Raw genomic sequence first — 15,496 nt, forward strand, 5'->3', positions numbered from 1 at the left:
AAACGGCTGCCCTGGTAGCATCCGCTGCACGTTGCGTCACTGTTTCATCCATGGAAGCATCCGCTCCTTTATACATAACAAGGCAATATGAATTAAAGCGATATATCTTTTCTATACAAGTGACATTAGAACCCGCAGATTCGGGTCAAGGAATATACACTTGTTTCGAGGCAGTCAACTCTGAGTACCGCTACGTAGCATAGCACGTATCATATGCTATTTAAAAGCAATCGTAAACGCCGCCAGGGCTTTTTCATGTTCCTCTTTGGCGCCTATCGCGCCGGGTTGGGAGGGTGGAGTATGTGTGCCAGGCGGGCTGCGCCCGCCTGGCACACATACTCCACACACATGAAAGAATGTTCATCGTATCGCTGGCTCGTGATCTCCCTGCGTTCTCTGGAGCTGTTGCTCTTTTAAAGAAATACGAACAACTTCGTGTTGAGTTCTATATCAATCACGCGTGTTTGAGCTGGCACCGCCTTGTACGATAAAGAGGAGCTTGCTATAGAGTAGCGCCGGGGGCCGTCTTGACGCCTGCAACGAGCAGATAGGCATCTTCCAACACAGGTTCAACATTGAGGGCATCTTCGTGTGGACGTTGAGAACTGAGGATACGCAGGGTAATACCCGAACTTTGGGAGATGATACCACTGACCTGGTAAGCGTGTTGGAGACGGTTGGCGGTATCAGCATCAGTAGTAACGGTCCAGACACGGCCTATCGCTTCCTTCAAGAGCGCTTCAGAAGTGGTATCCGCCTGCACCTGTCCTTCATGCATAATCAACAGGCGTCCGGCCATGGCTTCGACATCATGAATAATATGCGTTGAAAGAATAACCAGGCGACTCCTGGTAAAGCTACCCAGCAGGAGGCGGAAGCGCACACGTTCCTGGGGGTCCAGGCCAACGGTAGGCTCATCGACAATCAGTAGCTCTGGATCATTCAACAGGGCCTGGGCGATGCCGATACGCTGCTTCATACCACCAGAATATGTACCCAGCTTGCGCTCGGCAAAGCGCTCCATTGCCACAATCTCCAACACCTCATCCACGCGCCGCCGCGCCATACTCTTTGGCAGTCCTTTCATAGCCGCCAGGTAGCGCAAGAATTGGCGGGCCGTGAATTCTGGATAGAGGCCAAACTCCTGCGGCATATAGCCCAGGACCTGCCGCAGCTCGCTACCGGTTGTACGGATATCACGTCCATTCCACAGGATACGGCCCTCGCCAGGCGGCAAGAGGGTCGCCAGCATCCGCAGCAAGGTTGTTTTGCCAGAACCATTAGGGCCAACCAGCCCGATCATCCCAGGGCCACACTGCAGCGAGACATTGCGTACAGCCCAGAGAGAGTCCCCATACTTTTTGCCAACCTGCTCACATACCAGTTCCATAACCATACGTCCTTCTTAAATATTCACCAGCACATTACTACAAAGCAATCTCAGCCGGCAGATGATCACAATGCATTAGCAAAACGCGGAAATTTCTTGATTGATAAGGCCACAAAGACCAGGCCCAGCAGAGCATAAATGATGTGTGTCAGTACAAAGAGCCAGAGCGTATCCGGCATAAGCTGCTGTACGGCATTGCCAATCGCCTGGCGCTGATCAGGATTGGTAACATGCTGGACCAGCGTCCAGTAGCGGTTCATATAAAATGATCTAAAGGCAAAAGACATTGAATCGCTGGTGGGATCAAAAGCCGAGGCAATTGGATTGCCATTGAAAATGAATTCAAAGGTCCAGATGAGAAACCAGAGCCCCGCCATCAATGCCTGATTCATGCCGATAGACTGCGCATTAAATGAGCCCAAACGAAAACAGATGGCGCTAAACCAGACGGCTATAGGCAAGACCATGAGTGCCCAGAAGAAGACAATAATGCCCACATTGGGCTCAGGATAACCAATCAGGTCCGACGGCCCATCTAATCCCAACCAGAGAAATGAATGCAGGGCAAAAGCCATGACTACCATAGCCACCAGCATCAGAAGCGTCAGAAAGAGACATTGGCAGAGACCAACCAGGTAACGTCCCCACAGAAAGGCCCGATTAGAGATCGCGCAGGTCATAACCAGCTCATGCGTCTTGCGCCGCACATCGGAGGAGGCCAGGTCAACCGTTAAAAAGGGAAGAAGTATACCAAACCATAAAAGCAGGACGCCTGGCAACTCGTACATCAAACCGAATGCGGTAATATCAGCCACAGCCACGCCGGATTTCTGATCGATAAAATCTTTATATTGGCCCAACCACATGAGAATCAACGTAAACAGGAACAGAAAGGCTGACATCAACCAGAAGGCGGGCCCTTTCAAACGGCGGCGTAGCTCCCATTGGAACACCGACCACAAGGGATGGTTACGCTCACCGGACGTGTCTTTAGTTGTGGTGAGCGATAGCTGGGTTTCCATAGCTTTTCAGAGCTCCTTTTTTAGTTATAATTTATCTTCTGCCTTTTTACGAGATAAAAGCTTAAAAGGTTCGTACACTCATATGCATATCATGAAAGCACGAATAATTTCCATAATATACTCTTAGAGAGGATACGCCCGGTGCACGCGTGCTGGCTGGCTCAGGACGACAACAATTAATAAAATTATTCCCAGCCCGGCAACTAGCAGCTCGACCTCGGTGATGACGCTGGAGATAATTTTGCTACCAAAGGGCAGGGCAAAGAAAATGAGCAGGCAGAGCCAGACACTATAAGCCAGCCCGGCCGCCAGGTTGGCTGAGACACGCAAAGAAAAGAAGAGCGCGATAGCCGAGACCAGCAACATCGGTGCTAACCAGTGCAGGATCAGCAGAGAGAGACTCCCTCCATCGATTCTCCAGAGATAGGTACTTAAGAACATACCAAGCAAGATATCATAGCCAAGTACAACGATCAGGCGGGCCAGCGTAATCTGCTGAACCGAGGGTGGGCAGGCCAGTTCACATTCCAGCATGTTATAACGCGCACCGCGAAAAATGCTCATCGTTCCTACATAGGCAACCAGGGGTCCAAGCGCCCATAGAACAACGCGTGCCGACAGCGCCGAATTTGAAAAAGGGATAGATCCGGACGCCAGGCCTGCACAGACGATCAGGAAGCTCAACAGCCAGAACGAGGGTTGCAACATCGATACCTGCACCAGTGCCATATGGAAGAACATGCGCAGCCTGTGCCAGAACGAGGCATAGTTCTCCTGAATACTCTGGCGAATAGGAGAATACACAGGTAGGGCGGGCAACAGCTTTGCGAGCAACGCTTGCCTCTCAGTCAGCGTAGGTTGGGGAGCGGTCCAGGCCTGCAAGCGCTCCATGACCGGCGCTAATTCAGCAATATCTTCTGCCCCTCACCCTGTTCTCGCAGAGCATCCTCGATATGTTGGCGACTATCCAGCGGCCAGCCATCAAACAAATTCTTCATTTTACTTCGTACTCTTTCATCGAATGCAGCGCAGCGCGTAAACGGCGGGTACCAACCGAGAGTCGAGATTTCACCGTCCCGACCGGAATATGCAACGTCTCCGCAATTTCCTGTAGGCTCAAGCCAGCATAAAATCGTAATAAAATAGTACTCCGGTACTCTTCTCCTATTTTTCCTAGAGCGACAGAAATAATCTTTCCCTGCTCGTCAGAAAGTGCTATATCTTCGGGTCCAGGCGCGGGATCATAGACTGCGAGTAGAATATCATCTGTGGCATCGGCCCCATGTTTGACTACCGCAGACTTAAAGTAATCGCGTATAATGTTTGTAGCAATAGTATAGAGCCACGGCTTAAAAGGACGACCGGATTGATACCCACCGCGTTGCATCATGCGTAAAAATGTTTCTTGTACGGCGTCTTCAGCTAATTGTCGATCTCCATGGAGCAGGCGATAGACATATCCGAGCAGTGGCCCATAATGGCGCTCAACAAGCGCGTTCAAGGCACTTTCATCGCCTGTAAGGACACCTGACATTAGCTGCTCATCACGTAGCGCTTCCACAATACTCTTTCTTCTGTATAATGCAAATAGAGTTCATACACATAGTGACTACGACACAGGCACTCTAAAGGTTCGCCAATGCCACAAAATCCTGTTTATACACCGGCATCTGCTGTATAAAGAACTGAACAGGATATGCAACAGTGGTCAACTATGCTATACTGCACTGAAATAGTGTGGCGCATACTGTGTTCCTACCCAGAAACGCTCTATTGATGCGCCTGATGGGAAGAAGATGGGGGCGCCCCCAAAGCGCTCCTAGGAAAGATTTCGTACCAACCCAGTTGAGAGGAAAATATTTATGCGGCGAGGAACATTACTACTCCTCTTCTTTATTATTTTGTTAGCCGCGGGCGCGTCATTTGTCGTCTTCTGGCCCCATACCGACAGTGGTAAGCCCCTGTATGGCGTTAACAATCCATTTACGACAACGCTCGGACTGGACCTGCAGGGTGGTGTGAGTGTACAACTTGAACCCAAACCAGGCCAGGATAACGTTAACCACGACAATATGGAGACCACACGGCAGTTGCTACAACAGCGTATCGATGGTCTTGGCCTTAAAGAGCCCAGTGTGCGCTTGCAAGAAGGTACAAGTAACACTAGCATTGTGGTTGAACTGCCCAATTTCAGCGGCAACCAGCAAGATACCCTCAATACTTTGCTGCAAACCGGTAAACTGGAGTTCTGGGATACAGGTACCACTGGTGGCCTGCAAGAGGGTGCGCCACTTAACCCAGCACAATATGCTCAGTACAATCCCGGTGGCAAACCACTCTTCAGCGGTACTGATCTGGACCCCAATAGCCTGAGCGTTGGACAGGATCCTACGACTGGTGCCTTCTTGATTAACTTCCAGATGAAAAACAATGGTGCATCAGCTCGCTTTGGCTCGTTTACGGCCAATAATGTTGGTCACTACCTGACCGTGACGCTAGACCGCCAGGTGATAACATCCCCGGTGATCAATAGCGCCATCACTGGCCCTGGCACCATTCAGGGTAACTTTACCCAGACACAGGCGCAGCAGACCGTTAACAATCTGAAGGTTGGTGCCCTGCCGATAACCCTGCAGCAGACAAGCGAGCAGCAGATCAGCGGTACACTGGGCGCAGAGACCATCAACCATAGCCTGCTGGCTGGTATTATTGGTCTGAGCATCGTCGCCCTGTTTATGTTGCTCTACTATCGCCTGCCCGGATTGCTGGCCGACGTGGCCCTGGTACTCTATGCAGTCCTGACCTTTGCCATCTTTAAAATGATCGGCGTGACCATGTCATTGGCTGGTATAGCTGGCTTCATCCTATCAATTGGTATGGCGGTAGACGCCAACGTGCTAATCTTTGAACGCGTGAAAGAAGAACTACGCGCAGGCCGTCTGTTAGCATCGGCTATTGAGATCGGTTGGAAACGCGCCTGGCCCTCGATCCGCGACTCAAACATCTCGACGATGATTACCTGCGCGGTCCTATACGCCTTCGGTACTAACTTCGGTGCCACCATCATCGTTGGTTTTGCCACCACCCTGTTCCTGGGCGTTATCATTAGTATGTTCACCGCCGTGGTCGTCACCCGCACATTCTTGAATCTGCTTGTGCCGACTGGCGTCATCAATCACCCTGCACTGTTCGGATTACCTGCCGATGCACTGCCCAGCACAAAAGTGGCAGCACGGCGCAATAGCACGGTGTAGAGGAGGCTGCAGTGTTAAACTTAGTCAAATATCGCAAATTGTTTCTGCTGATCTCGCTGATCGTGATCATTCCTGGAACCATCTCATTACTCATCTTCGGCCTGAACGTTGGTATCGATTTCGCTGGTGGTACCAACATAGTACTGCGCCCTCAACACACTATTACGGATGCCGACCAGGTCAGAAATCTGCTCAAGCCCTTCAATCTGGAGAGCGAGCAGGTTATCCTGGGTAAAGACTCAAAAGGCGCCACCAACACCGCCTGGATTCGTTTTGATAGCAAACTTGACACATCTGTCACTGATAACATTCAAAAAACGCTGAATGCGAAATACAAGCAGGCACTGGGATATGCATTTACCACAGTTCCTGATAGCAAACCTTATACACTGGTAACGATCACTAAATTTACGAGCGCACCCAAAGCCGCAGATCTCGAGGCCGCGCTGAACAATCTGCCAAAACCTAGCACACCCACGGTTGGTAGCGCGACACCAACGGTGACCCCAACCGCAACCGCGAAGGGAACACCGACAGCGACCCAACCGCGACCAATACGCAGAATGGTAGCACAGCAACTGCACCATTTAAAATTGTGGACCTACAGCTTGGCGATAGCGACCAGACCATTAATATTCTGACCAAGACTTCGATCTCTTCGGGTGACCCGACCGCCGAAGCCAAGGTAACCGTGGCTGCGATCCAGGGGTACTTCTTGCAGCATGGCGGACCCTACATCCAGGTTGAGAGTAACTCACAGGTTGGTCCTTCCGTCGCTGGTCGTACAACCTTGATGGCCTTCCTGGCTGTCGTGGCAGCATCATTTTTGATCCTGTTATATGTCTGGTTCTCGTTCCGTAAGGTTCCGAAAGCCCTGCGCTATGGCGTCTGCGCTATCGTCGCTCTGCTGCACGATGCCCTGGTTGTACTGGGTATCTTCTCAATCCTGGGTAAATTATTCGGCATACAGATCGACTCGCTGTTCATCACAGCCCTGTTGACTGTAATCGGTTTCTCGGTCCATGATACCATCGTGGTGTTCGACCGCGTCCGCGAGAACATGCAGCGCCGTACAGTCGAGACGTTCGAAGAGGTTGTCAATGCCAGCCTGGTTCAGACCCTGGCCCGCTCATTGAACACCTCATTGACCGTACTCTTTACCCTGTTAACCCTGACACTCTTCACCGGTATCGGTACTGATATCCATACCTTTACCCTGGCCCTGCTGATCGGTATCTTCAGTGGTACCTACTCCTCAATCTTCAATGCCAGTATGATGCTGGTCATCTGGGATAAAGGCGAGCTGGGTATGAAGTACCTGCAGGGTAAACGCGATGAGAAACCCTACGCCCGCAAACGCGACCGCGAAGTTCGCGAGTTAGCGGAGACGCGCGGCTAAGCTCCTCGCACAAATATAAACAAAAGAACCGTTTGACAGAGCTGTCCCGTAAGAGGGACAATGCAGTCAAGCGGTTCTTTTTTATGTAGAGAAGGATAGAGCATGTTAACAGCACTGGATCATATTATCATTGGTGTAAGCGATCTAGCACAGGCGGACGAGACCTTTCGCCAGCAATTAGGGTTAGTCAGCAGCGGCGGTGGCAATCATCCCAGCGGCGGAACAGCTAATCGGATTATCGTGATCGGAGATACCTATCTGGAATTGATCGCGGTTCGGGCGCCCGAGGAGGCACAGCAGAGTATGCTGGAACGGCTGGCACTGGGGGATGGTTATTTAAACTGCGTGCTGGCTTCTGATGATATTGAGGCGGATAGCCGGGCGATGTTCCAACGTGGCGTGAGGGTTATTGGACCTGATCAGGGTTCACTAAAGAGTGCTGATGGGGTTTCGCGTGGCTGGCTGCGTACCGATGTTGAGCGACCAGATCTAACGCAGCACTATCCGTTTATCATCCAACACGATAGTAGCGGTCTGGAGCGGCGCAGACGCCTGGCAGGTGGCAATACACCACCCGGCCATCCATCAGGGGTTCAGCGTGTTCAGAGCGTCACGCTGGCAGTAGAAAATCTGGAAGAGGCGACACGACGCTTCCAACAGATCTATGGTTTGAACTCTTCGCAACCACATCTGCATAAGCAATGGGGGGCACAGGTTGTGACACTGACCCTGGCGCAAGGGACCCAAAGCGTTGAGCTAGCTGCAGCGCTACCAGCGACAGAAACACCTCTGCCACAGGCCGCAACGCTCTCAACCCATCTGCGCCAGCTAAAAGAAAGCCTCTACTGCATCACCCTGGAGGTTAGCAAGCTAGAGGTTGCCAGAGACTATCTGGATGACCATAAGGTAAGCTATACATTGTTAGAAGACGGAAAGCAGACACTATGGATACATCCAGAGCAGGCAAATGGCGCACTCATTGTGTTAGTCGAACCATAAAATATTAAAAAAGCACCTATCAATAAAGCATAGCTGACACTTCGTGGCTTAATCATGGGTAACGAAGTGCAGCTTGCGATCAAAAATCTTTTCAAATAAGTCGGCCTTCTCCTGCGCATGCTCCAATTCAACATCCAGATCGGCCAGGGGACGCACCCATAGGCGCAAGGTCCAATGCTTTTCAGTGCAATGGGCAGAGTCAGCGGCCACTTTGAGCACACGGCCATCGTGATCATAATCCAGGGCATCCGCGATACGCAACAAAGCAGAAAGAGCCGAGACACGTTTGCGCGCACTGGATGAGAGAGACGCATATTCCTCATGATCTGTGCTCGGCAATGCACGCCGATGATAGCGAGCAATACAGGCAATCTCATGGCGCTGTTTATCCGAAAAATCAGGCAGCGGCGTCTCCTTGATCAAACGATACGAGTGCTTATGGTGGCGTCGCGCCTCCACCATCATGCCAGTATTATGCAAAAATGCTGCCCGCTCTAATAAACGCAAGGCATGTTTGCCATACCCATGCAAAGGTTGGGTAGCTTCAAACAACTGTATGGAGAGACGCATTACCTGGCGGGCATGCGGCCAATCTTCGACCAGCAAACCACCACTCAGACGGATCTCTTCTGCTGTCGGCTCATCAGATCTGACCCCAGTCAACTCCTGAACCGAATCCTGCATTATCATGCGCATATACCTCCAAGGATACAGTATACAGCCAGACATTCATCTAGCTGGCAAACCCCCTTCCCTATCCACATCAATTTAACTGTTTCTTTCATTACACGAACCCAACCGAACAATTGTCACAACTCTCTGCTTTTCTCCACAAAAGAGAGAGTTCGACAGGTACAAACAAAGTTTACCAAAATAATATACGCTCTTCTAATTGCTTATTAATCTTTAAGCATATCAAAAGCTTCGCGCTGAAAATTCCGCTGCTTGAGTTGATACCAATGCTGGTAAAAAGCCGTATACTGCTGCTCGCGCTGCAACTGCAAGTCACGCAGTAATAGTTCTAAACCCTCACGCTGCTCAGCAGAGAGTGCAGAAGAAGGCTGCAAAAGGTGCTCAACCAACCCGGGATTGACCATCAGGCGACCTTTCGGGCTATGTTGAGTAGTTTCTAGTAGCGCCTGCTGATATGCAGAACCACTATCCTGTCCACCCAGACAGAGCCGCAGCAAGGCGATCATGACATCACTATCGTGTAATTGACCCAGTTCTTCCTGGATTTGTTCTACTTCCTTGAGGATGGATGCACATTCTTCTGGGAATGTATCCGCAAATATCTCGAGAGTATAGCGAAACCGTTTGGCCGCGATCCGCAAATTATGCAAATTCTGGATTGCGTAAGGATCATCGATATAGATTTCCCAGCTATACATTTCAGTTAAGCGCACCCTGGCAATTTCGCGTGCATTCTTTCCAGTGGGGGCATGAATATCCAGATTGGCTATCAGACTAGCCTTTGCCATTGATAATCTCCTCTTCTGGCAGACATGCCATCACTTTACGCATGAAGCTTCTCTCGTCCAATGAGCGCAAAACTTGTTCAACCTTTTCTTGATGTTCCTGTCGATAGTTGGTCAACTGCTGAACCAACCATTCACATCCCTGTTGCTCAGCCAGCGAACCTTGCCCTGCTTGCTGATGCAGATTTTCAATCATCACATCTGTATCACGGGCGACCCCCAACACATCGGCAATCTCTTTCACCTGGCGATAGACCGCACTAAACTTCTTGGGATCACAGACCGACTGATAGGCATCCATAGTAGCCCGCAGACGACGCGAGGCGACACGCATCTTATGTACCGCCTCGATATCTTTACGGCGTAAGACGGCTTCACGCCAGCTCAACATATCCTCAGCCCGCTCCTGAAACATACGACGACCAGTCATACCAAAGTCATCATGATAAGTCGTCGTATCATTTAATAGCTCACTACCCGCTATCACCTGCTGTGAGCTCTGTTGCGCCGACTCAGCCCGCTGTTGGGCACGCTGCAACCATCGCTCGCCATCACGGCAATAGGCCAGGGCCAGCCCTTCCCGAATACCAAACGAGCTAACATGAATCTCTTTCAAGTGAAAAGTCTCAAGAATTGCTCTCAGTATTAAAGCGCCGGCGGTGATGATGCGAGCACGCTGGACATCCAGTTGATAGCGTTGGGCCACTTCTTCTGCAGGTAAGGCCCATAGCAATCCTTCACAGCGTAGCAGGTCTTCGTATGTCAAGACATCCAGGTCTTCATCTAGACTAAAGGCCCGCTTGGAGAGGAGCAAGAGAGAGTTCGCGCTCCCGCCTGTGACAAAGAGCATGGGAGGAAATGACTTGATATTTAAGCCTCCCAGATATGTACGCAGAAACGTCCTGGCGGTTGCCTGGTCAGCGACTGTGGGGGGATCAGCCTGCAAATAGCGATCGTGCAGCCAGCCAGAACCGATCGGCAAAGAAGTATGCCAGGAGATATGAAGATTTTTAGCAAAGACGAGCTCGGTACTACCACCGCCCATATCCATCACTCCGATCTGAGTGGGGGGCTGGGGTAACTTGCTGACAGTATATGTCGCACCATAAAAAGTTAGAGTCGCCTCAACATCACCACCAATGCAATGAACCTCAATGCCAGTTTCCTGTTGAATCGCCTGCAAGAAGTCAGTACGGTTTTTGGCTTTGCGAATAGCTTCAGTAGCAATAGCCAGGGTCGTATCGGCCTTAAACTCTTGAGCTAAGGATTGAAATCTTTTGAGCACTGAGATCGTCAGTTCTCGCTTCTCCGCAGAGATAGCCCCGGTGGAATTGACACTTTCACCAATACGCACCAAAGCTTCATCCTCAGCTAGAATTTCAAAGTCAGCAGGGGAGCAGCGGGCAACGACAACACGCAAGGTATTGCTGCCAATATCGATAGCAGCGCACACAGATGCGGTTTGTTCTGGCATGAATAAACTCCAAACTTCTAGTTTTGATAGCCCTATAAAAACACACATCCATTAATGTGAGTATGTCTAGCAATACTATTCAAGTGCAAAACTTCTCACGTTTATTCCTTTAAGGGACTTTAATGTTATTATAACATGAATTTGTTATAATAAGGCAGAGCTTATTAACGGCATTATGGCTGAACAAGCTCAAGGGGGGAATCGGCATCGGCATAAGCAGCAAAGAGTCTATTCTCATCAGTATCATCCATGAGTACATATACAACCCCACCAGCAACAGCATTGATTATCCCTGTTTCCTGTGTGCGTTTGATACGCACATGATCCCCTTCTTGAAAGAAGGTTCCGTCTACGTTTGTCTCCATTATTTTTTGCCCTTTCTATAAGAATGTGATTGATTCCCATGATGATGGGAATCGGGTTGTTCTCGTGCGTACGTGCGCTGCCGCGCCCGAACTGGTTTTATGGTGCGTTGCAGCAAATGTGCAGTGCACATTTGCTGCAACGCACCATAAAAATTATTTGAGCATCGAAGATGCGAAAACACATGTGAATCAGACATATTCTAAGGTGTTTTTGGAGAAGAGAAAAGCAATACCAGCCTGAGAGGGCAAAACCTTCCCAGACGGCAGGTTCCATTTAATGAAAGGGAATTCTGATCGCCAATTATTATGAGAAATCTGATTGGGGAGAAAAGCTGATAAAAAGATTTATAAGCTATTTCAAGTATACACTATTCCTGGGAAATTTGTAATAGAGATTGAATAGGCAAATGCAGAAAAACCTATTGACATTGAAGGTGCGATCCTGTATGATATACCCATCCTAAACGGAACAAGCCGAAGTGGTGAAATTGGTAGACACGCAACGTTCAGGGCGTTGTGCTCGCAAGGGCATGGGGGTTCGAGTCCCCCTTCGGCACCCATTCCCGCCTTCTCATGAGCACTCACGAGAAGGCGGTTTTGTTTTGCCTGTGCGGCACACATTCGAACAACTACAGAAAAATTTCTCGGCTGCGTCCGCATATGTACCCAGGAAAAACAGGATAGAAAACCATAAAAATACCCGAAATATCTCGTTGACAAGCCAGCCGAAATCCTGTATGATATACCCATCCTAAACGGAACAAGCCGAAGTGGTGAAATTGGTAGACACGCAACGTTCAGGGCGTTGTGCTCGCAAGGGCATGGGGGTTCGAGTCCCCCTTCGGCACCCATTCCCGCCTTCTCATGAGCACTCACGAGAAGGCGGTTTTGTTTTGCCTGCGAGTATTGCCAGTTGGGGAAACTCTACTGTTATCACCTACCCGAAAACACCTGCCAGATAATACGCATATCACTGGGAGTCAGTGTGGTCCCAGCAGGGATAACCTGGCGCCAGTCCTGGTCTGAGAGTTGAGCCACCCACGAACGCACCAGATCATAGCTAATCGGTTCGGCAACCATACGCTGCTGCCAGAGAGACGCCATCCGATTAGCCACAATGCGTGGGACTCCAACCATCCGCAACCAGACCGCATCCTTCTGCCGTACTCCGAAGAAGATCATTGAGGGGACATAACCAACAGTATTCCAATTAATCGTCTCATCTGAGCTTAAACAGACCGTTTGCAGGGCACTGATGCCCCATGAAGCCCTATTCAAGATCGAGAAGAGATAATTTGAGAAATCAGCGACCTGCTTATCTTTATCGCGCACATGGCCACCATAGATGGTAGCCATCTCCTCTACAGTCTTGCCATTCACCCAGTCACGTAGAATCTCAGCGGTCCGCCTAACCTCGAAACGCTGGTCAATCTGCTCAAAGTGAATCTCAGGCAGTTGCGCAACCACCTGGAGCCGCTCAATCAAGGGCTCCAGATCTTCTCCGAATAAGCGCTCGGGCAGCCAGTTCTCAGCCTGAGACAATTCTAAACTCTGCCCCTTCTGGGCAAGAAGAGAGAGCACGCTAGGGGTGGCGATGCCCGTACGGTCCGCCAACTTCAAAATGTTACGGTGTTGTAAGGTCTGTTCCATATACGCCTGGCAGATCTGCACCAGGCGGCGGGCCGCTGCCTGGTCATGCTTCTGAACTTGATGATAGACCAGGCTATCCTGCAAGATCTGTTCAACCTCGACGGCCAGATTAGCCTTGCCAGAGACGCGCATAGCGTGAGCCAGGAATTGCAGCAGTGGGGATAGCTGAGGATGCTCACGTAGTGACTGCAGATTGAACTCGGTACTGATCATCTCTGCCCGCTCAATAAGTTCGGCCAGCTGGCTGGCGATAGCTTCAGCATCAGATTTCAGGAACTCGGTCACTTCTTCACGCCTGTTTTTATCGGGCGCGGGAAAGGCAACTACGCCCAATGTATCCACCAGCGTACGGCCAGCCCGCCCAGCTACATTCCAGAAATCCTGGAACGTCAATTTGGCCGAGCGCCCCTTTCCCAGCGTTTCAATGATGACTGTGGTGATCGGGAAATTAATACCCTGGGCCAGGGTGGTGGTCCCACACACAACGTTGACGATGCTATCTCGGATCAAAAATTCCAGCAGCCAGCGCGTCTCATGGGAGAGGCCACGATGATGATAAGCTACCCCATGGCGCAAACAATACACCAGTTCACAGTTACTGCCCAACTCGGCTTCAATGTAGTGACAGACCGCATCCAATACTGGACTCGGAGCAAGCAGTGGGCGTTCATCGGCGATCTGCCTGGCTCGCCTGGCTGTTGTGCCTGGACCCTTACAAAGTACCAGGATCGAGCCACGTTTCACGAGGGCATGAATGGTGGCTTTTGATAAGGCATAAATCGAGGTGAGGCGCGCGGGATACTGGCCAAGGCCAATCTTCATATCGGCTTTAATGTCCATCGCATGGGCGGATTGGCAGGTCTCAAATTCTAACTTCCAGCCATCCAGATCGCGCACACACTGGACGGTACCGACTAATTTGCGGTTGGGCTTCCAATCAATTGAGATCGGCGGCAAGGCCTGGTCCGAGCCCAACCATTGAATGAGATCCTGGGGATTGGGCAAAAATGGGGATAAGAGCAAGAAGCGCGCGGTGGCAAAATCGCGCTTGATAGTACCCAGCAGTAATTCGAGCCGGGCCCCACGCTCCTCATCATTGATGTTATGCGCCTCATCAGCCACTACCAGTATGATATTGTTGACGATCGGATGCTCACGGCGCACCAGCAGATCCAGTTTCTCAGGTGTGGTTACCAGCACATCAATATGGCTATTCAATAGCCGCTCCTCGGTCGGATCTAATTCAAAGACTGGCACTGCCTGCTCAACAACCAGCAACTGGCGAAAATCGATGCGCAAATCGCTAGTGACTTGATTGACAAGGGCCCGCGTTGGCACGACATAGACAATCAGCCCCTGAGGATGCAGGGCTTTGGTCTGTACGATCGCAAACTTGGCGAGCAGCGTCTTGCCAGCACTGGTCGGCATTTCAACCAGGATAGCACGTTGGTGGGCATCCAGGACATGGCGGCGAAAAGCTTCCTGCTGACTGGGCCAGAGTTCAATGACAGGCTGATCACGGACCGATGAGGTGAGTAGCTGCACATAACGTTGCACATGCTCTCCCAGGTGGCTGACATGCGTCCAGATGGCATTCTGGGTCAATTCACAACAACCAGCCCATAAAAGATCGGCCAGATACGCAACGACGGTCAGTTGCCCATCTTCTAATACTTGCGACGCCTGGCCATAATAGGTATTGATCTGCTCCATTACCTGCTCATACTCAGGCTGACCAGATTGCAGATATTCACCCACAGTAATGACAAGTTGGGCCAGATAATAGAGGCCGGCCAGTTCCAGAGCGGCCAGGCTTTGCCGTTCAGGGCCATGCAAACTCTTCAGATAGGTCTCCTCATAGTGCTGCTGCATCAGGCGTAGCACCTTGATGCTCTGAATAGCTTGCTGAATATCCTCCCAACCCTTATCTTTGCGTACCAGGCGTACAAAGGCGCTGAAGAGATGTTCCGCGACATACTCACGCCAGCCTACCTGACCGGCGTCAGCGATGGTCAATTCAAATTTTCTTAAATCCAGGCGCGTCTCAGCGGTACGAGACCCCAGGAGGCCAGCGATACTTAAGCGAAAGGCCAGGACCAGTTCAGCTGGTAAAAGATCATCGGCAGAATTGGCCATAAACGGGGAAAGTCCATTTTGAGACAGTGCCAGGGTAGGGGATGCAGAATCGGGAAGGAAGGCGAGAGCGCGCCAGCAGGTATAGGCGGTCTGAAAACAAACCTGTATCTCTTCCTTAGGGACAGGTGCGCGCTCCAAAATGGCCCGCTTAAACATCCTCAACCCCTGACGCTCATAAATCAGGCCATAACGTGGTAAACGCTCTGGATATGGTTGCTCTAACTCTTCACTCTGTCCATTTGCAAGCATACTGGCCAGGGTAGTATTGTCCGCCCGTTGTATATATGCAGGCACATTGAGCTCTTTTAAAGCATTTTGCAAAAGGGAGC

General features: G+C 50.7%; 13 protein-coding genes and 2 tRNA genes. 6 read left to right on the forward strand and 9 right to left on the reverse strand.

Annotated elements, in window-relative coordinates; all coding sequences use genetic code 11:
• Positions 1-502: 502 nt before the first annotated feature.
• The 4 genes from EL645_RS06650 to EL645_RS06665 all read right to left on the reverse strand — a co-directional run bounded on the left by EL645_RS06650 (position 503) and on the right by EL645_RS06665 (position 3,973).
• On the reverse strand, positions 503-1,390 hold the full coding sequence (locus EL645_RS06650; RefSeq protein ID WP_126549296.1) for an ABC transporter ATP-binding protein: 888 nt from the start codon (positions 1,388-1,390) through the stop codon (positions 503-505).
• A gap of 65 nt (positions 1,391-1,455) precedes the next feature.
• On the reverse strand, positions 1,456-2,412 hold the full coding sequence (locus tag EL645_RS06655) for an ABC transporter permease (protein ID WP_126549297.1): 957 nt from the start codon (positions 2,410-2,412) through the stop codon (positions 1,456-1,458).
• A 123-nt stretch (positions 2,413-2,535) separates the two neighbouring features.
• The gene (locus tag EL645_RS06660) at positions 2,536-3,303 is read right to left on the reverse strand and encodes a hypothetical protein (protein WP_126549298.1); all 768 of its coding nucleotides are present in this window, start codon (positions 3,301-3,303) and stop codon (positions 2,536-2,538) included.
• 103 nt (positions 3,304-3,406) lie between these two features.
• Positions 3,407-3,973: an RNA polymerase sigma factor gene (locus tag EL645_RS06665; protein WP_126549299.1), complete on the reverse strand. Its 567-nt coding sequence runs from the start codon at positions 3,971-3,973 to the stop codon at positions 3,407-3,409.
• Positions 3,974-4,274: 301 nt separating this feature from the next.
• Between EL645_RS06665 and secD the strand changes: the two genes are divergently transcribed.
• From secD to EL645_RS06685, 4 genes are all read left to right on the forward strand, one after another.
• Positions 4,275-5,666, forward strand: a complete 1,392-nt coding sequence (gene secD / locus EL645_RS06670) for a protein translocase subunit SecD (protein ID WP_126549300.1) — start codon at positions 4,275-4,277, stop codon at positions 5,664-5,666.
• 11 nt (positions 5,667-5,677) lie between these two features.
• Positions 5,678-6,307 (forward strand): hypothetical protein, encoded by a 630-nt coding sequence (locus EL645_RS06675; RefSeq protein ID WP_126549301.1) that lies wholly within the window; start codon positions 5,678-5,680, stop codon positions 6,305-6,307.
• Entirely contained in the window at positions 6,262-7,065 is an 804-nt protein-coding gene (gene secF / locus EL645_RS06680; RefSeq protein ID WP_218031771.1) for a protein translocase subunit SecF, read from the forward strand. The genes EL645_RS06675 and secF overlap by 46 nt, the downstream gene beginning before the upstream one ends.
• 102 nt (positions 7,066-7,167) lie before the next feature.
• Positions 7,168-8,064 carry a VOC family protein gene (locus tag EL645_RS06685; RefSeq protein ID WP_126549303.1) on the forward strand — a complete coding sequence of 299 codons (897 nt, stop codon included), beginning with the start codon at positions 7,168-7,170 and terminating at the stop codon, positions 8,062-8,064.
• Positions 8,065-8,112: 48 nt separating this feature from the next.
• On the opposite strand, the gene EL645_RS06690 is transcribed toward EL645_RS06685, so the two are convergent.
• From EL645_RS06690 to EL645_RS06705, 4 genes are all read right to left on the reverse strand, one after another.
• Positions 8,113-8,754 carry an HD domain-containing protein gene (locus EL645_RS06690; protein ID WP_161977180.1) on the reverse strand — a complete coding sequence of 214 codons (642 nt, stop codon included), beginning with the start codon at positions 8,752-8,754 and terminating at the stop codon, positions 8,113-8,115.
• A 209-nt stretch (positions 8,755-8,963) separates the two neighbouring features.
• Positions 8,964-9,545: a CHAD domain-containing protein gene (locus EL645_RS43995; protein WP_126549305.1), complete on the reverse strand. Its 582-nt coding sequence runs from the start codon at positions 9,543-9,545 to the stop codon at positions 8,964-8,966.
• Positions 9,532-11,016, reverse strand: coding sequence for a Ppx/GppA phosphatase family protein (locus tag EL645_RS06700; protein WP_161977181.1), 1,485 nt, complete (start codon positions 11,014-11,016; stop codon positions 9,532-9,534). The genes EL645_RS43995 and EL645_RS06700 overlap by 14 nt, the downstream gene beginning before the upstream one ends.
• Positions 11,017-11,189: 173 nt before the next feature.
• Positions 11,190-11,381, reverse strand: a complete 192-nt coding sequence (locus EL645_RS06705; RefSeq protein WP_126549307.1) for a KOW domain-containing RNA-binding protein — start codon at positions 11,379-11,381, stop codon at positions 11,190-11,192.
• 473 nt (positions 11,382-11,854) lie between these two features.
• On the opposite strand from EL645_RS06705, the gene EL645_RS06710 reads away from it, so the two are divergent.
• Both EL645_RS06710 and EL645_RS06715 read left to right on the forward strand, forming a co-directional pair.
• Positions 11,855-11,937, forward strand: a tRNA-Leu gene (locus EL645_RS06710).
• A 208-nt stretch (positions 11,938-12,145) separates the two neighbouring features.
• Positions 12,146-12,228 (forward strand) — tRNA-Leu (locus tag EL645_RS06715).
• A gap of 86 nt (positions 12,229-12,314) precedes the next feature.
• Here EL645_RS06715 and EL645_RS06720 read toward each other — a convergent pair.
• Complete coding sequence (locus EL645_RS06720) at positions 12,315-15,461, reverse strand: DEAD/DEAH box helicase (RefSeq protein ID WP_136625178.1); 3,147 nt, start codon at positions 15,459-15,461, stop codon at positions 12,315-12,317.
• Between the last annotated feature and the right edge of the window lie 35 nt (positions 15,462-15,496).

The sequence above is a fragment of the Dictyobacter kobayashii genome, assembly GCF_003967555.1.
GTDB classification, from domain to species: Bacteria; Chloroflexota; Ktedonobacteria; order Ktedonobacterales; family Ktedonobacteraceae; genus Dictyobacter; species Dictyobacter kobayashii.

What these genes read in the sequence shown, in the direction of transcription:
- EL645_RS06650 (WP_126549296.1), bottom strand. Translation starts at nt 1,390, where the DNA reads ATGGAACTGGTATGTGAGCAGGTTGGCAAAAAGTATGGGGACTCTCTC.
- EL645_RS06655 (WP_126549297.1), bottom strand. Translation starts at nt 2,412, where the DNA reads ATGGAAACCCAGCTATCGCTCACCACAACTAAAGACACGTCCGGTGAG.
- EL645_RS06660 (WP_126549298.1), bottom strand. Translation starts at nt 3,303, where the DNA reads ATGGAGCGCTTGCAGGCCTGGACCGCTCCCCAACCTACGCTGACTGAG.
- secD (WP_126549300.1), top strand. Translation starts at nt 4,275, where the DNA reads ATGCGGCGAGGAACATTACTACTCCTCTTCTTTATTATTTTGTTAGCC.
- EL645_RS06685 (WP_126549303.1), top strand. Translation starts at nt 7,168, where the DNA reads ATGTTAACAGCACTGGATCATATTATCATTGGTGTAAGCGATCTAGCA.
- EL645_RS06690 (WP_161977180.1), bottom strand. Translation starts at nt 8,754, where the DNA reads ATGATAATGCAGGATTCGGTTCAGGAGTTGACTGGGGTCAGATCTGAT.
- EL645_RS43995 (WP_126549305.1), bottom strand. Translation starts at nt 9,545, where the DNA reads ATGGCAAAGGCTAGTCTGATAGCCAATCTGGATATTCATGCCCCCACT.
- EL645_RS06700 (WP_161977181.1), bottom strand. Translation starts at nt 11,016, where the DNA reads ATGCCAGAACAAACCGCATCTGTGTGCGCTGCTATCGATATTGGCAGC.
- EL645_RS06705 (WP_126549307.1), bottom strand. Translation starts at nt 11,381, where the DNA reads ATGGAGACAAACGTAGACGGAACCTTCTTTCAAGAAGGGGATCATGTG.